This window comes from Bradyrhizobium diversitatis, assembly GCF_016031635.1.
Classification (GTDB): Bacteria; Pseudomonadota; Alphaproteobacteria; order Rhizobiales; family Xanthobacteraceae; genus Bradyrhizobium; species Bradyrhizobium diversitatis.
Genome location: NZ_JACEGD010000003.1, coordinates 160,055 through 181,502 on the forward strand (window position 1 = coordinate 160,055; position 21,448 = coordinate 181,502).

Annotated in this window: 19 protein-coding genes and 1 tRNA gene; 12 read left to right on the top strand and 8 right to left on the bottom strand. The window is 65.6% G+C overall.

Annotated elements, in window-relative coordinates; all coding sequences use genetic code 11:
- The first annotated feature begins 21 nt into the window (after nucleotides 1–21).
- On the top strand, nucleotides 22–222 hold the full coding sequence (locus H1B27_RS03760; protein WP_061880084.1) for a DUF1674 domain-containing protein: 201 nt from the start codon (nucleotides 22–24) through the stop codon (nucleotides 220–222).
- A gap of 70 nt (nucleotides 223–292) precedes the next feature.
- Nucleotides 293–883, top strand: coding sequence for a thermonuclease family protein (locus H1B27_RS03765; protein WP_197965050.1), 591 nt, complete (start codon nucleotides 293–295; stop codon nucleotides 881–883).
- Nucleotides 884–934: 51 nt separating this feature from the next.
- Here H1B27_RS03765 and H1B27_RS03770 read toward each other — a convergent pair whose 3' ends face one another.
- Nucleotides 935–1,450 (bottom strand): L,D-transpeptidase, encoded by a 516-nt coding sequence (locus tag H1B27_RS03770; RefSeq protein WP_197965051.1) that lies wholly within the window; start codon nucleotides 1,448–1,450, stop codon nucleotides 935–937.
- A 435-nt stretch (nucleotides 1,451–1,885) separates the two neighbouring features.
- Nucleotides 1,886–3,832 (bottom strand): acetate--CoA ligase, encoded by a 1,947-nt coding sequence (gene acs, locus H1B27_RS03775; protein WP_197965052.1) that lies wholly within the window; start codon nucleotides 3,830–3,832, stop codon nucleotides 1,886–1,888.
- Between the two features lie 400 nt (nucleotides 3,833–4,232).
- On the opposite strand from acs, the gene H1B27_RS03780 reads away from it, so the two are divergent.
- Nucleotides 4,233–5,399 (top strand): DNA topoisomerase IB, encoded by a 1,167-nt coding sequence (locus H1B27_RS03780; RefSeq protein WP_197965053.1) that lies wholly within the window; start codon nucleotides 4,233–4,235, stop codon nucleotides 5,397–5,399.
- A gap of 56 nt (nucleotides 5,400–5,455) precedes the next feature.
- On the opposite strand, the gene H1B27_RS03785 is transcribed toward H1B27_RS03780, so the two are convergent.
- A complete protein-coding gene (locus tag H1B27_RS03785; RefSeq protein WP_197965054.1) occupies nucleotides 5,456–5,911 on the bottom strand; it encodes an SRPBCC family protein in 456 nt (151 codons plus the stop codon).
- Between the two features lie 100 nt (nucleotides 5,912–6,011).
- Between H1B27_RS03785 and H1B27_RS03790 the strand changes: the two genes are divergently transcribed.
- On the top strand, nucleotides 6,012–7,115 hold the full coding sequence (locus tag H1B27_RS03790; protein ID WP_197965115.1) for an adenylate/guanylate cyclase domain-containing protein: 1,104 nt from the start codon (nucleotides 6,012–6,014) through the stop codon (nucleotides 7,113–7,115).
- Between the two features lie 3 nt (nucleotides 7,116–7,118).
- On the opposite strand, the gene H1B27_RS03795 is transcribed toward H1B27_RS03790, so the two are convergent.
- The 3 genes from H1B27_RS03795 to tsaD all read right to left on the bottom strand — a co-directional run bounded on the left by H1B27_RS03795 (nucleotide 7,119) and on the right by tsaD (nucleotide 9,893).
- Complete coding sequence (locus tag H1B27_RS03795) at nucleotides 7,119–7,532, bottom strand: EVE domain-containing protein (protein ID WP_197965055.1); 414 nt, start codon at nucleotides 7,530–7,532, stop codon at nucleotides 7,119–7,121.
- 118 nt (nucleotides 7,533–7,650) lie between these two features.
- The gene (locus tag H1B27_RS03800; RefSeq protein WP_197965056.1) at nucleotides 7,651–8,631 is read right to left on the bottom strand and encodes an NAD(P)H-dependent glycerol-3-phosphate dehydrogenase; all 981 of its coding nucleotides are present in this window, start codon (nucleotides 8,629–8,631) and stop codon (nucleotides 7,651–7,653) included.
- A 188-nt stretch (nucleotides 8,632–8,819) separates the two neighbouring features.
- The gene (gene tsaD / locus H1B27_RS03805; protein WP_197965057.1) at nucleotides 8,820–9,893 is read right to left on the bottom strand and encodes a tRNA (adenosine(37)-N6)-threonylcarbamoyltransferase complex transferase subunit TsaD; all 1,074 of its coding nucleotides are present in this window, start codon (nucleotides 9,891–9,893) and stop codon (nucleotides 8,820–8,822) included.
- Nucleotides 9,894–10,044: 151 nt separating this feature from the next.
- On the opposite strand from tsaD, the gene H1B27_RS03810 reads away from it, so the two are divergent.
- The 5 genes from H1B27_RS03810 to H1B27_RS03830 all read left to right on the top strand — a co-directional run bounded on the left by H1B27_RS03810 (nucleotide 10,045) and on the right by H1B27_RS03830 (nucleotide 16,068).
- Nucleotides 10,045–10,791 (top strand): uroporphyrinogen-III synthase, encoded by a 747-nt coding sequence (locus H1B27_RS03810; protein ID WP_197965058.1) that lies wholly within the window; start codon nucleotides 10,045–10,047, stop codon nucleotides 10,789–10,791.
- A gap of 64 nt (nucleotides 10,792–10,855) precedes the next feature.
- Complete coding sequence (locus H1B27_RS03815; RefSeq protein WP_197965059.1) at nucleotides 10,856–12,094, top strand: COG4223 family protein; 1,239 nt, start codon at nucleotides 10,856–10,858, stop codon at nucleotides 12,092–12,094.
- Nucleotides 12,095–12,130: 36 nt separating this feature from the next.
- Nucleotides 12,131–13,930: a heme biosynthesis protein HemY gene (locus H1B27_RS03820; protein ID WP_197965060.1), complete on the top strand. Its 1,800-nt coding sequence runs from the start codon at nucleotides 12,131–12,133 to the stop codon at nucleotides 13,928–13,930.
- A 98-nt stretch (nucleotides 13,931–14,028) separates the two neighbouring features.
- Nucleotides 14,029–14,104: transfer RNA gene (locus H1B27_RS03825), tRNA-Thr, on the top strand.
- Nucleotides 14,105–14,526: 422 nt separating this feature from the next.
- Nucleotides 14,527–16,068: an alpha/beta hydrolase gene (locus H1B27_RS03830; protein WP_197965061.1), complete on the top strand. Its 1,542-nt coding sequence runs from the start codon at nucleotides 14,527–14,529 to the stop codon at nucleotides 16,066–16,068.
- A gap of 83 nt (nucleotides 16,069–16,151) precedes the next feature.
- On the opposite strand, the gene H1B27_RS03835 is transcribed toward H1B27_RS03830, so the two are convergent.
- Nucleotides 16,152–17,195, bottom strand: a complete 1,044-nt coding sequence (locus H1B27_RS03835) for a polysaccharide deacetylase family protein (protein WP_197965062.1) — start codon at nucleotides 17,193–17,195, stop codon at nucleotides 16,152–16,154.
- Nucleotides 17,196–17,448: 253 nt separating this feature from the next.
- On the opposite strand from H1B27_RS03835, the gene H1B27_RS03840 reads away from it, so the two are divergent.
- Nucleotides 17,449–17,757 carry a hypothetical protein gene (locus H1B27_RS03840; RefSeq protein ID WP_061880098.1) on the top strand — a complete coding sequence of 103 codons (309 nt, stop codon included), beginning with the start codon at nucleotides 17,449–17,451 and terminating at the stop codon, nucleotides 17,755–17,757.
- A 163-nt stretch (nucleotides 17,758–17,920) separates the two neighbouring features.
- Entirely contained in the window at nucleotides 17,921–18,136 is a 216-nt protein-coding gene (locus H1B27_RS03845) for a hypothetical protein (RefSeq protein ID WP_061880099.1), read from the top strand.
- Nucleotides 18,137–18,245: 109 nt separating this feature from the next.
- Here the strand turns inward: H1B27_RS03845 and H1B27_RS03850 are convergent, their stop codons facing one another.
- Nucleotides 18,246–19,934 carry an MFS transporter gene (locus tag H1B27_RS03850; protein ID WP_197965063.1) on the bottom strand — a complete coding sequence of 563 codons (1,689 nt, stop codon included), beginning with the start codon at nucleotides 19,932–19,934 and terminating at the stop codon, nucleotides 18,246–18,248.
- 136 nt (nucleotides 19,935–20,070) lie between these two features.
- Between H1B27_RS03850 and H1B27_RS03855 the strand changes: the two genes are divergently transcribed.
- Nucleotides 20,071–21,444 carry a hydrolase gene (locus H1B27_RS03855; RefSeq protein WP_197965064.1) on the top strand — a complete coding sequence of 458 codons (1,374 nt, stop codon included), beginning with the start codon at nucleotides 20,071–20,073 and terminating at the stop codon, nucleotides 21,442–21,444.
- Nucleotides 21,445–21,448: the final 4 nt, after the last annotated feature.

Below are 21,448 nucleotides of genomic sequence, written 5' to 3' on the forward strand. Positions count from 1 at the left end.
CTGCGTTAGGAACCCGCCGAGATGAGTGATCAGCCCTCCCGTCCCGATCGCAAGCCGCTGTCGCCGGCCGCCCAGCGGGCGTTGGCCGAAGCCGAGGCACGCCGGCAGGCTGCGGCGGCCGCGCGTGATGAAGCTGCGCCGAAGGAGTTGCAGGGGCCAAAGGGTCCGGAGCCAACCCGCTACGGCGATTGGGAGCGCAACGGCATCGCTTCGGACTTTTGAGACGCCGCTTTACGCGCGCTCCTCATGAGCCATCTTGCCGGCTCAGCCGACTCAGCCCTAGCGTGCGCGGATGTCGCGCTTCGATCCCAGCCGTCCCTACCGGACTTCATACAGCGGCTCGCCGTTCGGCCGTCGTTTCTCCGGACTGTTGCCGTGGATGTTCGTGGTCGGCGTTGTGACGGCCGTCGTGCTCGGCTTCCGCCAGGGAACGATCTGGCCCATTCCGCATGTGGATGACGAACGGTCGCGCGATGCCGAAATCATCCTGCAGCAGTCCGGCGCGGCGGGCGCTCGTCAACCGGTCGAGGTCATTCGCACCGTCGACGGCGACACGTTTCTGGCGCGCGTGCACCAGCACAACGGCGGCGATCTCGTCGCACGTGTTCGGCTGCGCGGCATCGATGCGCCCGAACTGAAGGCGTCCTGCCAGGAAGAGCTGAACAAGGCCGAAGCTGCTGCCCGCGCGTTGCGCGACCTGCTCGGTCAGGGGGGCGTGACGATCGCCAATCTCGGCCCCGACAAATACGGCCGCGTTCTCGCCGACGTCGCCACCCGGAAGACTGCGAGCGTTGCGGCGGCAATGCTCGCCGGCGGCTTTGTGCGCAGTTACAATGGCGGCCATCGCGACGGCTGGTGCGCGCGGGGCTGGCGCTTGTGGTGACGTGAAAGCCGCGTCGCAACACGCAGCTTTCATCTCGACTGATTCAGGCGATCAGCGCGTCACCACCACCGTCGTGCCGACGGAGACGCGACCGTAGAGATCGGTGATGTCGTCGTTGAGCATGCGGATGCAGCCATAGGAGACGAAGCCGCCGATCGAGCCCGGCACGTTGGTGCCGTGGATGGCGTATTCGCCGCCGGCCAGCGTCATCGCCGCGACGCCCATCGGGTTGCGTGGCGAGCCGCCGGGAATGACGTCGGGGATATTAGGCTTGTCGCGCTTCACCTCGGCGGGCGGCGCCCAGGCCGGGTTGAGATACTTGCCCTCGATCTTCGTCGTGCCGGCCCATTGCTTGCCGGCCTTGCCGACGCCGACCGGATAGCGCACGGCGTGGCCGTTATCGAGGATGAGATAGAGCCGCCGCTCGCTGGTCCTGACCACGATGGTGCCCGGCGAATAGTCGGCGAGGTGCGTGCCGACCAGCTCCGGCCGCGCCTCTGCCGCCGTCGATATCAAGAGCCCAACCCCGATGGTGGCAGCCAGCGCCGCCGCAATCCTCATCGACATCGATGCTTCCCCTTGCCCCAAATGGATTGTCCAAAAATTACGCAGAACCCGGCAATCGTCGCCGCGCCAAGCCCTCGTTAGCGCTCATTCTTAACCGCACCTGTTAACCGGATGGTTTCCACGCGCGGCCGCCGAGGGCCTGTCGGCAGCGCGAACAAAGGAAATGTTTGAAATAAAGTAAATGATCTGAAAACAACACCTTCCGGGAAAGATGCTGGTCGTCCGGGTGCGCGCGCTGACAAGAGCGTGAGGATGTGAACGGCCATTGGTTGCAAGGAGCGCGACACGCGCACTCGTGTCCCGGACAAGGCGCGGCGCGTAGCGCCGCGACGCAGAGCCGGGACCCATCTCTTTATTTGCGCGGAACGATGGGCCCCGGCTCTGCTGCGCATCGCCGAAGAAGCGCTGCGCTGCGTCCGGGGCACGAGAGCATCCTTACGCCGACTTCCGGTTCTGCCGGTTCTTGACGAGGTCGTCGACGACAGCGGGATCGGCCAGGGTCGAGGTGTCGCCCAGGCTGCTGGGCTCGTCCTCGGCGATCTTGCGCAGGATGCGGCGCATGATCTTGCCGGAGCGGGTCTTGGGCAGGCCCGGCGCGAACTGGATCTGGTCGGGCGAAGCGATCGGGCCGATCTCCTTGCGCACCCAGGTGACGAGCTCCTTGCGCAGATCCTCGGTCGGCTGGACGCCGGCCATCAGGGTGACATAGGCGTAGATGCCCTGGCCCTTGATGTCGTGCGGGAAGCCGACCACCGCCGCTTCCGAAACCTTCTCGTGCGCGACCAGTGCGCTCTCGACTTCCGCGGTGCCCATGCGATGGCCGGAGACGTTGATGACGTCGTCGACGCGGCCGGTGATCCAGTAATAGCCGTCGGCGTCGCGCCGGCAGCCGTCGCCGGTGAAGTACTTGCCCTTGTAGGTCGAGAAATAGGTCTGCTCGAAGCGGGCGTGATCGCCATAGACCGTGCGCATCTGGCCGGGCCAGGACCGCGTCAGGCAGAGATTGCCGGTGGTCTCGCCTTCCAGCACCTTGCCATCGGCGTCGACGATCTCGGGCACCACGCCGAAGAACGGCTGCGTCGCCGAGCCCGGCTTGAGCTTGGTCGCGCCCGGCAGCGGCGTGATCAGGATGCCGCCGGTCTCGGTCTGCCACCAGGTGTCGACGATCGGGCAGCGGTCGTCGCCGACGACGCGGTGATACCACTCCCACGCTTCCGGATTGATCGGCTCGCCGACGGAGCCGAGCAGACGCAGGCTCGCCCGCGAGGTCTTCTTCACCGGCTCGTCGCCCGATTGCATCAGCGCGCGGATCGCAGTCGGCGCGGTGTAGAAGATGTTGACCTTGTGCTTGTCGATGACGTTCCAGAACCTGGAATTGTCCGGGTAATTCGGCACACCTTCGAACATCAGCGTGGTCGCCCCGTTCGCCAGCGGGCCGTAGAGGATGTAGCTGTGGCCGGTGACCCAGCCGACGTCGGCGGTGCACCAGTAGATGTCGCCATCGTGATAGTCGAAGACGTATTGATGCGTCATCGAGGCGAATACGAGATAGCCGCCCGTGGTGTGCAGCACGCCCTTGGGCTGGCCGGTCGAACCCGAGGTGTAGAGGATGAACAGCGGGTCCTCGGCATGCATGTGCTCGACCGGGCATTCCGTCGTCACCATTGCCGCCGCCTCGTGGTACCAGAGGTCGCGCGTCGGGTTCATGTCGACCTTGCCGCCGGTGCGCTTGACCACCACGACCCAGTCGACGCCGTCGGCCTTGGCGAGCGCCGCGTCGACATTGGCCTTCAGCGGCACCTTCTTGCCGCCGCGCAGGCCTTCGTCCGCGGTGATGATGACCTTGGACTGGCAGTCGTTGATGCGCTGGGCGAGGCTGTCCGGCGAGAAGCCCGCGAACACGACCGAGTGGATCGCGCCGATGCGTGCGCAGGCGAGCATCGCATAGGCGGCTTCGGGAATCATCGGCAGGTAGATGGTGACGCGGTCGCCCTTCTTGACGTTGCGGGTGCGCAGGATGTTGGCCATCCGGCAGACCTCGTCGTGCAGCTCCTGATAGGTGATGTGCCTGGACTGCGAAGGATCGTCGCCTTCCCAGATGATCGCGGTCTGGCTGGCGCGCGTGTGAAGATGCCGGTCGATGCAATTGTGGGCGACGTTGAGGACGCCGTCCTCGAACCATTTGATCGAGATGTTGCCGGGCGCGAACGAGACGTTCTCGATTTTCGTCGGCGCCTTCATCCAGTCGATACGCTTGGCCTGCTCTGCCCAGAAGCCGTTCGGGTCCGAGATTGAGCGGGCGTACATCTCCTTGTACTTGGCCTGGTCGACCCAGGCGCGCTTCGCCCACTCCGCGGGGACGTCGTAGATCTTCTCGGACATGCTTCCCTCCACATGCGGCAGGCCGAACGCCAGCGACCGGCGAGCCGACTTGATCATTGACTGATTATGCGTCGGGCTAACCGGACCCGACAAGGAGCACAAGCTGGACCTTCGGCGGGCCACCGGCCATGCGAAGGATCAAGGCGACCCGCCACGACTGTCGCAGATCTGAAACAGGCCCGCGCGGGGCTTTTGGGCCTCGACCCGGAAGCCCGGGCCAGGCCATGCAGAGCTCTCATGCGTGAATGGAGGTATTGAGAAACCGTCTCTCACTGATTCGGGACTCGCAATACGGTTCGGAACACCCTAAATGGCCCAACCCGGGTCCGAAGAGACCCCTCGGAACAAAAATCAGAACAGCGGCATTGATCGATAACAGGCAGGGCTAAGGCGTAACACTATGATGGATCAGCAGAATCCCGGGACGATGCGGCCCGCTTCAGCCGATCCTGCGGCCATTGCCCTGGCCAAAGCCCTCGGACAATGGCCCAAACCGGCCACCTTCAGGCGCGCCAGCCCGAAAAAGACCTTCGATACGGCGCCGGCGACGGTCGAGGCCCTCGCCAGGGAGCACGGCTTGCGGCTCGGCGACCAGAACGAGCTGACCATACGGCGCGTCAAGCGCGGCAAGAGCTACTCCTTCGTCCGTCCCAACGGCGCGCATATCCGTGACGCCCGCACCATCCGCCGGCTGCACGCGATGGCGGTGCCGCCGGCCTATCGCGAGGTGCGCTACTCCGCCGATCCCAACTCGCACCTCCAGGCCGTGGGCCGCGATGCCGCCGGCCGGCTGCAATATCGCTATCACGCCGATTGGGAGAAGGTCCGCGAGCACCGCAAGGCGCATCGCCTGGAGAAACTCGTCGGCGCACTGCCAAAAATCCGGCGCAAGGTCTCTGCGTTCCTGTCGGGCGACGAGCCGACGCGCGAGTTCGCGCTCTCGGCCGTGATCGAGCTGATCGCGCGCACCGCGATCCGTCCCGGCAACGAATCCTATGCCCGCCTCAATGGCACCCGCGGCGCCACCACGCTGCTGAAGTCCAACGTCACGCTGGAAGACGATTGTTTCGTGCTGACCTTCAAGGCCAAGGGCGGCAAGGCGGTGCGGAAGGAGTGCGACGCGGCCAAGCTGGTGCGCGCGATCGGCATCCTGCAGGGCGTCCCCGGCAAGCGCATGTTCCAGTATCGCGATGCCTATGGCATCGTGCGCGCGGTCAACACCACGCAGGTCAATGCGTTTCTGCGCGAGATCGCCGGTATCAAGATCTCGCTGAAGGATTTTCGCACGCTGATGGCGTCCGCCGTCGTCGTGGAATCGCTGTCGCGGATCACGCCGGCGACGAGCCAGCGCGGCCGCAAGAAGCAGGTGCTGGACGCAATCCGCGCCGCTGCGGACAAGCTCTCCAACACGCCGGCGATCTGCCGCAAGAGCTACGTCCACGACACCATCGTCACCGCCTTCGAGGACGGCATCCTCGAGCGCTTCGCCGCGACCATGAAGGGCCAGCGCTCCCAGGCGAGACGCGAGCAGCTGCTGGCGCAGGTGGTGGCCACCGCGGCGGTGTAACGACACTGCCGCAGGGTGGCATGGCGCAAGTGCGCCTTTTGCCCGCCCTACAAGGCCTATGCCTTGTCCGAGACGCCCTCGTCCGGGCCGGGATCATTGCCGGCCGCTGCGATCGTGAGCCGTTTCAGATAATGCGCCCATCCCGTCGCGTGCGCGGCGGCCTGCGCCTCGGTCGGCAGCCCGCTATGGGTCATGCGCAGCAGCGTGCCAGCATCGCGTTCGATCAGATCGATCTCGATCAGGCTCGAGCCCGGCGGCACTTCCTGGCCGCCATCCCAGCCGAACGTGTAGGCGAGACGATGCACCGGCACGACCTCGCGAAAGGCGCCGCGGGCGACGCCGCCCCGCGGGCCGACCCCCTTGAGCAGATAGAGCCCGCCGGGATGCGGCTCCGTGGCCGCTTCGGACCCCATCCAGCTCAAGATCTTCTCGGGGTCGGTCAGGTACGCGAAAACGGTGGCGCGCGGTGCCGCGATCTGGGTCTCGCGTCGCACGATGAACGGTTCGGTCATTGTCGATCATCCCTCGCTGACACTGGCACATGGCGGTGCCAAAGCGGCCCGTCAAGGATTGGCCGTGACAAACCCGGCCGGCCTTGGCCATGATCGAGCCATGCAGCTCACGCCGTCCCTCGCCTGGCTCGTCGATGCTGCCTCGGACTGCCCCGGGGCGGACCGTCTGCTTGCGGAACTCGGCGCTCGTCTCGTCGCCGACGGCGTGCCGCTCGCGGCGGGCGCCCTGACGCTGGAGGTGCCGCATCCGTTGATCGCGAAGCGGACCTGGCTGTGGCGTGCCGACAATGGCCAAGTGATCGAGGCGCTCGGCTTCGTGCCTGGCGGGCTGGCGCCGGACCCGCCGAGCGATGCCGGCCGCCGCTGGCTGCGCGACATCGCGCGCGGCGAGGCGCACGAAGACATCGTCGGCCGGCCCGATGGGCCGTTGCTCGGCTGGATCGGGCCGCGTCCGTTCAGGGCAGGCGAAATCGAGCAATTGCGCCAGGCTGCTCGTTTTGCGGCGACGCCTCTTGCCGTGCTTGCCGCGAGCGCCACGTTGCGCGCGACGCTGGATGCTTATCTCGGCAAGCGCAGCGCGGAGCGAGTGCTGGCGGCACCTCTGCGCCGCGATCTCGGCGAGACCATTCAGGCCGCACTGCTCTATGCGGATCTGCGCAACTTCACGGCCTTGTCGGAAACCACGCCGCCTGCCGATGTCATCGCGGCGCTCGACGCCTGGTTCGATCGCATTGCCGGCGCGGTTCACGCTTTTGGTGGCGAGGTGCTGAAATTCATCGGCGACGGCGTCCTCGCGATCTTTCCGGTGGTCGAGGCGTCACCGCGCCATGCGTGCGATGCCGCTCTGAGCGCCGCAGGCGCAGCCGAAGCCGGGATGGCGTACCTCAACAAGGAGCGCCGCGCGCAAGCGCTGCCGCCACTGTCGTTTGGCGTCGGGCTCCATCTCGGCGAGATGCTCTGGGGCAATATCGGCGCCGCCAACCGGCTCGATTTCACCGCGATCGGTCCCGCCGTCAATCTCGCCAGCCGGCTCGAGGGATTGTGCAAGCCGCTGGGCAGGACCGTGTTGGTGTCGGGCGCACTCGCTGCCGAAACGGATATGCCGCTGGTCGCGCTCGGATCGCATTCGCTGCGCGGCATTGCCACGCCTTGCGAGGTGTTCACGCTGCCGGAGCCGCAAGCGCCGATATCGCAGATGGGATAACTCCTAAACCCCGCCCATCTTGCAGACGAGCTTCCACTCCTCCGCCCTCACCGGCTGCACCGACAGGCGGGAATATTTCACAAGGGCCATATCCGCGAGCTTCTTCTCCGCCTTGACCGCGGCCATCGTCACCGGTGTCTTCAAGGGCTTGTCGGCCTTGATGTCGACGCAGACGAATTTGCCGGTCTTGTCGGTTGGATCGGGATAGGCTTCCTTGATGATCTCGGCGATGCCGACGATCTCCTTGCCCTCGTTGGAATGATAGAAGAACGCCTTGTCGCCCTTCTTCATGTTCACGAGGTTCTGGCGCGCGGTGAAATTGCGCACGCCGGTCCAGGCCTCGCCCTTGGCGCCCTTCGCGACCTGCTGGTCCCAGGACCACACCGAGGGTTCGGATTTCACGAGCCAGTAGTTCATGACAGCGCGCCCTATCCATTCGTCATGGCCGGGCTTGTCCCGGCCATCCACATCTTTGTCACCAGTTCAATATCAAGACGTGGATGCCCGCGACAAGCGCGAGCATGACGAGAAGACGTCATTCCTCTGCCTTGAAGGGGCGCGTCATCAGCCCCGAGATCGCGGCATCGATCGTGCTTCGGCCGCTCAGGATCGCCGCGACCGCTTCCGATACCGGCAACTCGATGTTTTGCGAAGCTGCGAGTTCGATCAGCACAGGTGCCGTGAACTCTCCCTCGGCGAGCTTGCCGGCGGGAGGCTGCTCGCCGCGCCCGAGCGCGAGGCCGAGCGCGAAGTTGCGCGATTGCGGGCTCGCGCAGGTCAGGATCAGATCGCCGAGACCGGACAGGCCGGTGAGCGTCTCGCTGCGCGCGCCGAGCGCGCGGCCAAGGCGCGTCAGCTCGGCAAAGCCGCGGGTCGTGAGTGCAGCCTGGGCGGAGGCGCCGAGCTTGCGCCCGACCGCAATGCCGACTGCGATCGCCAGCACGTTCTTGGCCGCACCGCCGATCTCGACACCCCGGATGTCCGTGGAGTGATAGGGCCGGAACGTCGGCGAGCCCAGCGCCTGCACGAGCGCGCGCGCCAGCGCCTCATCGTTTGCCGCCAGGGTCACCGCCGTCGGCAGGCCGCGCGCGACGTCGTCGGCAAAGCTCGGGCCCGACAGGATCGCCGGCTGCGCGTGCGGCGCGGCCTCCGCGATCACGTCGGTCATGAATTTATGGGTGCCGTGCTCGATGCCCTTGGCGCAGGCGACGATCGGTACCGGCCTCGCCAGATGCGGTGCCAGCATGTTGACAGCGCCGCGCAGATGCTGCGCAGGCGTTGCGATCAGCAGCATGTCGGCGCGCGCGGCCAGCGCCAGCTCGCCCGTGACGACAATCTCCGAAGCAAGCCGCACGCCGGGCAGCCGCGGATTGTCGCGGCTCAACGCAATCCGCGCGGCATGCTCCGCATTGCGAGCCCAGAGCGTGACGCTCCGCCCGGCTCGCGCTGCCACCGTTGCCAGCGCCGTGCCCCAGGCGCCCGCGCCGATCACCGCGACGGATTGCAACGCGGTCATCGCTCGATCCCTCCACCCCCTCGCCCCGCTTGCGGGGAGAGGGTCGGGGCGAGGGGGAGCCTCAGCGGGGACGGAGACAGAGAGACTCGCGGAGAGTCCCCCTCACCCGAATTCGATCTGCGATCGAATTCGACCTCTCCCCGCAAGCGGGGCGAGGTGAAGGGGAGCCCGTGGCAACGTCTGCTCATTCAGTATCCCGCCCGGGTGTTGCCGTAACCTGCCGGTGCCGTCGCGTTGGCGTCGAGCAGCCACCGTGCGCGCGGCTGCGCCTCCATCGTGTCGGTCAGGCCGAGCGCGAGGCGTTCGGCGCCGGCCCAGGCGATCATCGCGCCGTTGTCGGTGCAGAGTGCGGGCGGCGGCATGATCAGTTGCGTCCCGGCCTGCCTTGCAACGTCATGCAGAGCGCCGCGGATCGCTTGATTGGCGGCGACACCGCCGGCGGCCACGAGCGCGCGCGGCGCGCCGAACTGCTCGCGGAAAAGTTTCAAGCCGACGCTCAGCCGGTCGGCGGTCGAGTCGAGCACGGCGGCCTGAAAACTCGCGCAGAGATCGCTGATGTCCTGCGGCGTGAGCTCAGCCAGCCGGCTCGCTTCGGTGCGCACCGCCGTCTTCAATCCCGACAGCGAGAAATTGGCATCGGGGCGTCCCTGCATCGGCCGCGGAAACGCAAAGCGGGTGGCATCGCCGCCTGCCGCTACGCGCTCGACCTGCGGTCCGCCCGGATAGGGCAGTCCCAGCATCTTCGCGACCTTGTCGAAGGCCTCGCCGATCGCGTCGTCGACCGTGGTGCCGAGCCGTACATATTGGCCGACGCCGGTGACTGCGACGATCTGGGTGTGGCCGCCGGAGGCGAGGAACAGGCAATAGGGAAATTCGATGCCGTCGGTGAGGCGCGGAGTCAGCGCATGCGCTTCGAGATGGTTCACCGCGACCAGCGGCGTGTCGTGCACCATCGCGATCGCCTTCGCCGTGGTCAGCCCGACGATGACGCCGCCGATCAGGCCCGGCCCCGCGGCGGCTGCGACGCCGTTGAGCTGGGCAAAGCCGATGCCGGCCTCGCGCATGGCGCGGTCGATGATGCCGTCGAGCAGATCGACATGCGCGCGCGCGGCGATCTCCGGCACCACGCCGCCGAAGCGGGCATGTTCCTCGATCTGCGACCGCACGATGTTGGACAGGATCCTGCCGCTGCCGTCGCCCGCGCGCTCGATCACGGCCGCGGCGGTCTCGTCGCAGGTGGTTTCTATGCCCAGCACCAACATTGGCGAGTTGTTATCCAATTTGCGCCCTTGCGCTCATCCGTAAAGCAGCGTTCTGGTACGTCCGGTAGCATTCCAGGGTCGGCTTGCGCAATCGTCACGCGCAACCGTCCTGGTCAATGCGCCACCGCCACGTGGTTCGGGAACGCCAGCGATGTCCATTCTTGTCACACGGCCGCATCCCGACAACGAGGCGACGGCGGAAAGTCTGCGCGCGAGGGGGCATGCGGTGCTGCTCGCGCCGGTGCTCAAGTTCGAGCCGGTCGCCGTCCATGACGAGACTGAAGGTCCCTACGGCGCCGTTCTCGTCACATCGGCCAACGCGATCCGCGCCGTCGCGCCGCAATTGCCGGAGCTCGGGCTCCTGAAGCTGCCTTTGTTCGCGGTCGGCGAGCATACGGCTGCTGCGGCGCGCGAGGCCGGTTTCGCCGAGGTGATCGTCGCCGGCGGCGATGCTGCTTCCTTGCGCGACAAGGTGATGCAAAGCGCGCGCGACAAGGTGCTGAAGAAAAAGAGCGCGCTGCTGTATCTCGCAGGCGTCGATCTGTCGCGCGATCTCGGCGGCGAACTCGGTGCGGAGGGCTTCCGCGTCGTCACGCGGACCACGTATCGCATGGCGCCGGTCAAGCATCTGCCGCGCGGGGTTTGCGAGGGCTTTGCCGCGCACGGGGTCGAGGCGGTGCTGCACTACTCCCGGCGCAGCGCACGCGCGTTTCTGGATGCGGCGCGGGACGAAGGCATCGAAATCTCGGCGCTGGCCATACTGCATTGCTGCCTGTCCGAGACGGTTGCGAGCGTGCTGCGCGACGCCGGAGCGTCACGGGTTCTGGTGGCCGCAACGCCGGACGAAAGTGCCCTGTTCGACACCTTGGAGCGTGCGTTGCGCACCCGTTTGGCGTAAGAGGTCAGGCCGAATCCGACGCAATCTAGTTCACCCAGGTATGGAAGTGTGAGGAACCGTCACGATGGCCGACGACAAGCCTGAAGACGCTGGATTGGCGCCCGAGACGGGTCGTACCAAGCGCACCCCGCCCACCATCGATCTTGAGGCGACGGAAGTCTCGACCCAGCCGCAGCAGGTCGCGGGCGAGCCCGAGGCGTCCGAGCATGTCGCGCAGGAGCAGGCCAGGCTCGAAGAGCCCGGATCCGAGGAGGTCAAGGCCGAGCCTCAGTCCGAGCCTGCAGAGGAGCAGGTTTCCGTCGCGGCCGCACCCGCGTCGGCGCCGATTTCCCCCTGGGTCATCGCACCGTTTTCCGGCGCTGTCGCGGCTGCGGTCGTGATCGCGGTCGGCTGGATGCTGGGCTGGCCCGCGGTGCAGGCGCCGCCGGCCGCGCCTGAGGTCAGCCGTGCGACAATCGATGCACTGAGCGCACGCGTTGCTGCGGTCGAAGCCAGGGCCGGCAGGCCCGCAGCCGATCCGGCCATGGCGGCGCGGATCGATGCGCTGGAGAAGTCCGCGAGCAGCCTGCGCGGCGACATGGCCAATCTGCGTGCGCAGTCCGACAAGACTGCGAGCGCTTTGAACGACGTGAAGGCTGCGTCGCCTGCTGCAGCGCCTGATCTTGCCGCCGTCATCGACCGCATCACCCAGCTCGAGCGCGCCGGCAAGTCCGAGCGCACCGAGCTTGCGCGGCAGGGCGAGAAGATCGCCGAGGCCAGGACGATGGACGACAAGCCGCTCCGCCATGTGGTGGCGGCGTCCCTGCTCGACGTCGCCGTTCGCCACGGCGATCCCTATCAATCGCAATTGGCCGCGGCGCGGTCATTTGCGGCCAAGCCCGACATGCTGAAGCCGCTCGAGGCGTTTGCGTCGTCCGGCATCCCGACGCCGGCCGCGCTGAGCCGCGAGCTCCTCAACATCGTGCCGAAGCTGTCGCCGCCGGCGGAAGCTCCGTCGAGCGACGCCGGCATCGTCGAGCGTCTCCAGGCCGGCGCGTCGAAGCTCGTCCGCATCGAGCGTACCGACGGGGTCGGCAACGATCGCGGTGCCATCGTTGCGCGCGTGACCGCGGCGGCGCTTCGCAACGATTTCGTGGAAGCGCGGCGCGAGCTGAAGACTCTGCCCGAGGCCGATCGTGCCCCGGCGCAGGCCTGGCTCGACAAGACCGATGCCCGCGAAGCCGCGCTCGCCGCGTCCCGCAAATTCGCCGACGATGCCATGGCGGATCTCGCCAAATCTGATCCGGTCAAGCCTCTTCAGTAAAAGTTCGCGCAACAATCGGCGCGTATAGGGATCGCCATGCTTCGCATCGTCCTCTTTCTTGTCCTGATCGCACTGGCGGCGGCCGGCGCGGCCTGGGTTGCCGATCAGCCCGGCGACCTCGTGCTGACCGCGGCTGGTTTCCGCATCTCGACGACGCTTCCCAGGTTCGTTCTCTTGCTTGGCCTGTTTGCCGCGGTCGTCGTCCTGGTCTGGAGCATCCTGACCACGATCTGGCGCACGCCGGGGCGTCTGCGCCGCCATCGCCACGAAAAGCGCCAGGCCCGCGGCCGCCACGCCATCACCCACGGCCTGCTCGCGATCGGTCATGGCGATTCCGCGCTCGCCCGCCGTCACGCCGATGCGGCGCGGCGGCATGCGCCGAACGATCCGCTCGCGCTGCTGCTGCACGCGCAGTCGGCCCAGCTCGAAGGCAATCGCGACGAGGCGCAGCGCGTCTTCCGCGTCATGGCCGAGCGCGAGGATACGCGGCTGCTCGGCCTGCGCGGCCTGTTCATCGAGGCGCAGCGCGCCGACGATGCGGTCGGCGCGGTGATGATCGCGGAGGAAGCGATCAAGCTGTCGCCGTCCTCGACCTGGGCCTCGCATGCGGTGCTCGGCTTCCGTTGCGCGCGCGGCGACTGGAGCGGCGCGCTCGCGATCCTCGACTCGAATCTGCGCGCGGGGCAGATCGACAGGCAGACCTATCGCCGGCAGCGCGGCGTCCTGCTCACCGCGCGCGCGCTGGAATTGCAGACGATGGACCGCGACGTCGCGCGCGAGAGCGCAATGGAGGCGGTCAAGCTCGCACCGACCCTGGTGCCGGCGGCGGTGCTCGCGGCAAAATTCGAGAGCGAGGCGCATCAGGTGCGCCGCGCCATGAAGCTGGTGGAGGCCGCCTGGCTCGCCAATCCGCATCCCGATCTCGCGGACGCCTATGCGCATGTGAAGCTCGGCGATACCGCATGGCACCGCTTGCAGAGGGTCGAAACCCTCGCCGCGAAGACTCTCGCCGACAAGCCCGGTCATTTCGAGGGGCAGCTCGCGATCGCGCGCGCTGCGATCGAGGCCTCGGAGTTCGCCCGCGCGCGCGAGGTGCTCGCGCCTTATCTCAAGGATCCGACCCAGCGCGTCGCGCTGCTGATGGCCGAACTCGAGCGCACCGAGCACGGTGACGGCGGCCGCGCCCGCGCCTGGACCTTGCGCGCGGTGCGCGCCCGCCTCGATCCCGCCTGGACCGCGGACGGCTATGTCAGCGATCGCTGGCGTCCGGTCTCCCCGGTCACCGGCCGCCTCGATGCGTTCCAGTGGCAGACACCGGTCGCGAGCCTGCCCTCGGACAGGGGCCCCACGCTCGAATCCTCGGCCTTCGAGGAGGCCATGCTGGCCGCTCCGCCGCCGAAGCGGGTGGCCGCCGCTCCCAGCGAGGCTCCGGGGGAACCGCCGGTAACGGCCTCGGTGTCAGCGCCGGCTGCCCAGGACAATCTACCCCCTCAGGCCAAGGACGCCGCGAAGGAAGCTGCCAAGGAAGTGGCCAAGGACACTGAGGAGCAACCTGCGAAGGCCGACGAGCCGGCCGTGACACCCGCCGAGCCGGCGAATCCGGCTCCGGCGCCCGCCGAATCATCGCCGCCGGCTGCAACGCCGGTGTTCCGGACCCGGGCCGATCTCGGCAAGCCGGCATCGGCGCCGGTCCAGGCCGTCATCCCGATCGTCCGCGCACCTGACGATCCCGGAATCGACGACGACGGCCCGAGCGACGAATTTACGGAACAAATCGGCACGCCGAAGGCCCAGGCCGGCGGCTGGCGCGGATTCTGGTCCCGCTGGGGCGCGTGAGGCGCATTTCAAGCCCGGCTTGTCCTTGCCAATTCGGGCCATGCCCGATATCAGGGGCGCGCGTATCGGGACCGGCATCGCCGAGGCCCGGCAGGGTCGCCGCAATAGCTCAGTCGGTAGAGCACGTCATTCGTAATGACGGGGTCGGGGGTTCGAATCCCTCTTGCGGCACCACTATCTCATTGAACTGAATAGAGCATCTTTGCGTGGCTTGAGCGCCGGCGAAAGGGACCACCGGGTGGCCGCGCAGACGCTTTGGTCGGCCCTCGCCTGTTTGCTCACCGTAAACGCCAAGCTTACGTTCAGTCTACCGGCAGTAGGCGGCATCCACACCAGCCGATATTCGCGAATCTCGATCTTCCCTCAGGATTATTCATCACATCCGAAACATCAGCGGTGATTCTTGGTTTGTGCTCACCGGGCGATCAATCGTCTTGCCATTATTAGCGGACCGCAGCTGCGGAAATACCTAACTTTACAGGACCAAAGAGGATTGGCGTAGACGCCACCGCCATTGTTTGAACCACCTCCGTTAGTTGATGATGGCATTCACCCAGGCGTAGACTGATTATCAGAACACATCGCGGAGATGTGCCATGCGTCGGATTTTGTCTTATCTGTTTGCGATCGCAGTGTTTGTCGGCTTCGGACAAAGCTTAGGTGTTTGCAGAGCAGAACCCATCGTTGACGCTCAAGTCGTCTTGCAGATTTGCCAAGCTTTCTCTGGCAAGTCCCTGGAGCAAATGCCGGCAATCGTTTTGCCCGAAGCCGCCAAGCAGTTTCTTGAGACTTACGGCCGGCTTTCCGGGAAGCTCGACGGTTGCTTGTCAGCTATCGAGACAAAGTCATGGCGCCAAACGGGTACGATTTTTTTGCTCCAACACACCCGTTACGAGAGCTACTGGCACTTTTCCGCTGACGACACTTCAATCAAAGAAATCTCGATTCGGCATTATAGACCGGTGACCTTGGCAGGTGATGAAGAATGGCAAGAGCCGTTCCGAGCCAGGCCACCTTCCAGTTCAGCAAGCAAGACAATTCACACTCTCACTGGCTCGCCGCCGGGCAAACCGAACATCGTCGAATTCTTTTTTGCCACGAATCGTAGAGAGTCGGATCAGCCGGTATCCCTAGAAGACAATCCGAAGCCGATCTCTAAGGGCAACAGCACTACCGTCCTCAGCTCCAGCGGTTGGACGGCCGTTAGCGGCTACACGGGAGAACGAAATACTGGGCTCAGCTTCGGCGTGGCTCGCGTTCGCGTGCCGGAAGGTCATCAGATCGGAAAGATCGAATTGCCATCGACCATCAAGATTCTTGGTATTACTTTCCGTAACGATAGTACCGATCCAACCAGGCATTTCACGGTTCGTAGCATCGCCAAAACGAGCGAAGATCAATGGATCAAGTCGCTTTCTTCGACGAAGAAGAAGAGAGCTGTAATATTTGTGCATGGGTTCAATACTAAATTCCAGGACGCAGTTTTCCGGACGGCGCAAATAGTCTGGGATCTTCAATACAGCGGTGCAGCAGTTTTGTTCTCATGGCCATCCCGGGGTGAAATAGCGGACTATCTTTACGATAAGGACAGTGCGCTTGGTTCACGCGCAGCTCTACTCCGGGTGATAGAAAATCTTCGCAAGGCAAAATTTGAAAGTATCGACATCATAGCACACAGCATGGGCAATTTAATCGCAGTCGATGCGCTTTCAAATGCTCCTGCGGCTACATCGCCCACCTTGATTGCTCAATTCGTCATGGCTGCGCCAGATGTGGATCGGGACATGTTTATGCAGGCCATTCCTAAGGTAGCCAAAGTTGCGAAAGGGCTCACGCTTTATGCGTCCGCGAACGACAAAGCATTGCAGCTCTCTAAGCGAGTTGCCGGAAACATCCCGCGTGCAGGGGACGTGCCTCCTTCCGGTCCAATCATTGTCGCATCTGTTTCGACCATCGATGTAAGCGCGATTGGCGACGAACTGTTCGGGCTAAATCATAATGCGTTCGCTACAACGCGAAATGTGTTGAACGACCTTAAGATACTTATCGAAACAGGGGCCAAACCTCCGAGGTTGGCCGAGATTCGGGGTTATCCGGAGCCTCCGCAGAAGCCTATGTACTTCCGCTATAGCCCCTAGATCCCGATCACCGCGCCTGTTGGAGTGACCGTTCCCGCCGTGACCACAACAACGACGACCTCAGCGCCCCGCGCGATCGCGCTTTACTGCGACACCGTCTGCACCACGCTCGAGATCGGGCGTGCATTCGTGCCGGCGGTCGGCACCTTCATGTCCTTCATCAGCGCCTCGTCATATTCGGGCAGCGTCTGGAGGCTCGCCTTGGCCTTCATCTGCACGACCTTGTAACCGCCGGCCTTGAGCCGCGCGAGCAGCGCCGGCATGGCTTCGCCGGTGTGCTTCTGGAAATCGTGCATCAGGATGATGCCCTTGCCGAGCTTGTCGAGCCTGGTCATCACGGTCTCGACGATCTTCTCAGGCGTGGCACCCTTCCTGAAGTCGAAGGAGTCGATGTCGGTCGAAAACATCGCGACGTTGCGGGTGCCGAAATAGCTCACCATCGCCGGGTTGTGCTGAAGCTGCGGGAAGCGGAAGAACGGTGCCGGATTGGTGCCGAGCGCAAACCGCACTGCGCTAAAACCCTTCTCGACCTCGTCCTTGACCTGTTGCTCGGTCATCTTCTTGCTGTTGAGGTTGACGTGCGACCAGGTGTGCGTGCCGACCGTGTGGCCCTGGGCCAGCACCTGCTTCAGGATTTCCGGATGGTAGGTCGCGTGCTTGCCGACCGAGAAGAACAGGCCCTTGGTGCATTCGTCCGCGAGTGCCTTCAGCACGGCGGGCGTGTTGACCGGCCACGGACCGTCGTCGAAGGTCAGCACGACCTCCTTGTCGGTCAGGAAGTCGAACTGCTTGAAGTGCTCGAAACCGAAGCCGGGGCCGCCCGTGGTGTCGATCTCGACCACGCGGGACACGCCCAGCGCGTTCGGATTGGCGCAGGCCTGTTTCGGCTGCATCGGAACGGCCGGGGCGGGCGCGGCTGCCGTGGGCTTGGCCGCGATCGCCGCGGTGGTCTCGACGTCATCCTTGGCGGCGAGCTTCGCTTGTGCCGGCAGTTGATCGGCGGCACGAGCGGCAACTGTCTTGGGAGCGCCCTGGTCGGCGCGCGCGGAATAATAGAACCAACCGCCGGCGGCGATCACGACCGCCGCAACTACACTGGCCAGCATCAGGCCCAACGCATTACGCATCGCTGCTCTTTCCAATTACGCAACCAAACAAGCGGAATTTTCCGCGCGATCAGCCATTAATGCGAAGTAAGAGTTAACGTGACACCAACACGACAGGGGTTGCGGAGGAATTTCAGCGGGGTGCGCCTAAGTGACCGGGATCACAGAGGATGGGTCTCCCGTGAGGGTCATCACAGTGGAAACGGTTTTGCCGGAGCATCGTGGCTCCCATCAACAACCGGCCCGTTTTGCGCGGAGCCATTGGGAGCTTCGAATGACCAGGTCTCTGAACGCCAAGTCGTTTACCAGCAGGATCCGCGACACCAGCCTGGCTCTGGGCTTTGCCGCCATCGTCTCGATCGCTTCGACCGGCGCGAGCTTCGCCTTCTCGGCCGAGGCGCAGCAGATGTGCACCGGCGATGCCTTCCGCCTCTGCTCGGCGGAGATCCCCAACATCCCGAAGATCACGGCGTGCATGATCAAGCATCGCTCCGATCTCAGCGCCGGCTGCCGCGCGGTGATGGATAAGACCCTCGCCAAGGGCGCCTCGCGCAAGGTCGCTGACGCCCAGGACAAGCAGTAACCACGACGCCGTCGATTGCGCCGGCAGCTCCCCTCGCCATGTCCCCCGGGCTCGCGCCGGGGCTACGCGGCGGCGCTGGTCGCCGGACAATAAACCCGTTGCGGCTTTGGGATCGCCGCACTAGCTTCGCCCGCATATTCTTCCGGGTAAGAGGCATTTCGCGATGGCCAGATTTCTTTTCATCATTCCTTTGCTCCTGTGCGCATCGAGCGCCTCCGCGCAACAGCAGCCCGGCCATGATGCCTGCGCGCGCGACGTCACGCGCTTCTGCCGCCCCGTGATGAACAATGGCGACGGCGCCGTGCTGGCCTGCCTGAAGCAGAACCGCACCAAGCTGAGCAAGGCTTGCGACAAGGTGCTGACCCAGCACGGGCAGTGACGTCATTCCGGGGCGCGCCGTCAGGCGCGAGCCCGGAATCCATCGGGCGGCCAACTCCTGAGAGAAATGGATTCCGGGCTCGCGCTTCGCGCGCCCCGGAATGACAACGTCATGTGCTGCTGCCCGCAGCGGTCGCAACCACCGGCAGCACCTCACTGTTCGCGCGGTCTGGCGTGTCGTCCTTCCAGCGCACCGAACCGAACGGGCGCTCGAGCATGCGGCGGATCCGCACCGGCTCGGGGCCGACGTGGAAGTCGATCGCCTGCTGATGCAGGGCGCGTTCGGACTGGGTCGAGCGGTTGCGCTGGCGCAGGTAGTCGAACCAGGTTGGGCAGTGATAGCGCTCGGTCCACAATTCGGGATCGGCAATGTCGCGCGCGATCGACCAGCCATAGGCGCCGTTGCGCTGGCGCGAGAGCTGCACGTCCTGCATCACGTTGTGGAACGCGCGCGCGTTTTCTTGCGAGACCCGGTATTCGATCTCGACCACCAGCGGTCCGCTGCGTCCGGTCAGCGAGAGCCTCACCTCGGGATCGGCCAGCACGTCCGCATCCTCGTTGCGCGCGCCGACGCGCGGCATCGTGAGCCAGATGCCGAGCAACGGCGAGATCAGCATCAGGCCTGCCGCCGTCAGCAATGCGGTCTCGACGCCGGCATAGTCGGTGAGACGGCCCCAGCCCCAGGCGCCGATCGCGATGCCGCCGGAGATCGAGGCCTGGAACGCCGCGAGCGAGCGGCCCGCGACCCAGCGCGGCGCCGACAGCTGCACGCCGATGTTGAACAGCGCGATCGCAGCCATCCAGACCGCCCCGGCCAGCACCAGCGCAGTTGCCGTCAGCACCGGCTCGCTGCTCACCGCGAGGGCGGCCATCGCGAACGCCATCGAGATGGTGCAGGCGCGGATCGCGGCCTCGCCGCTCATGCGCTTGCGCAATTCGTGGATGTTGAGTGCGCCGATCACCGCGCCCATGCCGAAGGCGCCGAGCATGATGCCGTAGGTCTGCGCCCCGCCATGCAGGAGGTCACGTGCGACCAGCGGCATCAGCGCCATCACGGCGCCGCCGATCAGGCCCATCACCAGCGTGCGCAACAGCACGATCTTGATCGGCGGTGAATTGGTGATGTAGCGCACGCCCGAGACCATGGCGCGGTTGAGCTTTTCCCGCGGCAGGCGCGAGGGCTCGGTGCTGCGGCGCCAGAGCAGCAGCACCACCAGCAGCGGCAGATAGAGGATCGCATTGCAGGCGAACGCGGCCACGGCGCCGAGCGCAGCGACGATGACGCCGCCGACCGCAGGACCGAAGCTGCGCGCGATGTTGTAGCTGATGCCGTTGAGCGCCACCGCGGACGCCAATGCCTCGGGCGGCACCTGTTCGCTGACCGAGGACTGCCAGGCCGGGCCGAACAACGCATTGCCGCTGCCGACGACGAAGCAGAAGACGAGCAGCAATTCGGGGGTGATCAGGTTGAGGCCGGCCAGAACGGTGAGCGCGCTCGCGCCGATCAGCGCGATCGACAGCGAGACCAGGGTGACGATGCGGCGGTCATACATGTCGGCGATGGCCCCGGCGGGCATCGAGATCAACATGATCGGCAGCATCAGTGCGGTCTGCACCAGCGCCACCTTGTCGGCCGAGGCGGCCATCTGCGTCATCGCCCAGGCCGCGCCTACGCCCTGGATCAGGAGGCCGAGATTGGAGAGCAGGCTGGCGAGCCAGATGCGCCGGAACAATGTGTACCGCAGCGGGGCGGTGATGCCGTCGCCGGCAAATGTCTGGCGGTTCGTCTGCTCGGTCATATCCCCTTCCATATCGGGTGTCAGAACTAGCTTCAGCGATTCCGATCGGATCACTGATGCCTGCGAAAGTCCTTCGCTGTCCAGTGGTTAGGCAGGTATAAGCGGTGCAAAGGCATGGTTTTGCCGGGAGGAACAGATGAGGCTGTCGCGACGGACGATCCTGCTGGGAGCCGGCAGCCTGCCTTTCGCGGTTGCGAGCATGCGGGCCGGCGCGATCGCCCAGACCGCACCTGGCGTCCCGCCGAGCACCGACGTGCCGCCGATCCTGTTCGTCCACGGCAATGGCGATTACGACGCGCTCTGGATGACGACCTTGTGGCGGATGGAATCAAACGGCATCGCCCGCGAGCGCATGATGGCGATCAATTTCACCGATCCCCTGGCGCGCAGCGACGACAAGGTCGAGCAGGCCAACCGCTCCTCGACCGAGGACCAGCGCCGCGAGCTCGCCGCTGCCATCACTGAATTGAAGCGCCGGACCGGTGCGGCGCGGGTGGCCCTGGTCGGCAGCTCGCGCGGGGGCTATGCGATCCGCAACGTCATCAGGAACGGCGGTGCGGGCGATGTCAGCCACGCCGTCCTGTGCGGCACGCCCAATCACGGCGTGTTCGCGACCGATGACCAGCCGAACAACGAGTTCAACGGCCGCGGCGTATTCCTGCGCGGCCTGAACGAGGGCGAGAGCGAGGTGACGCCGGGCGTTGCCTTCCTCACCCTGCGCAGCGACGGCATGGACAAATATGCGCAAGCCGACGGCCGCTTCATCGGCAAGCCCGGCACGCCGACCGGTGTGACCGCCGAGGGGCCTGAGCTGAAGGGCGCAACCAACCTCGTGCTCGGTGCGCTCGATCATCGCGAGGTGGCATTTCACCCTCGCGCCTTCCGCGAGATCTACAAGTTCATCGCCGGCCGCGAGCCCGTCCGCATCGCGATCGTGCCCGAAACCAGCGTGAAGCTGAGCGGGCTTGTCACCGGCGCGCCAGGCGGTGTGCCGACCAATCGACCGGTCGCGGGCGCAACCGTCGATGTCTTCCGTGTCGATCCTGATACCGGGGAGCGCAAGGGTGGTGCGCTGCACGCCGCAAAGACCGCTGCCGACGGCCGCTGGGGGCCGGCCCAGGTCGATCCGGCCTGGACGCTCGAATTCGTCCTGACCTCGCCGGATGCGCCGACGACGCACATCTACCGCTCTCCGTTCCCACGCTCGTCCGACGTCGTGCACCTGCGGCCTGCGCGGCCGCTCGGGCCGGCAGACAAGGACGCAGGGGCGGTCGTGATCATGTCGCGGCCGCGCGGCTATTTCGGCCTGCCGCGGGACGTGGTTCTGTTCGATGGCAAGGAGCCGGCCGACGTCAAGCCGGGCGTGCCCACGGATGCGGCAGCAACCCTGCGGCTTCCGTCCAGCGAGATCGGGCGTAACATCGTGGCCCAATTCGGCGAAGAACGGATCGTGGCGCGCGCCTGGCCTGCCGCCGAGAACAGGATTGCGATCGCCGAGCTGACTTATTAGCTGT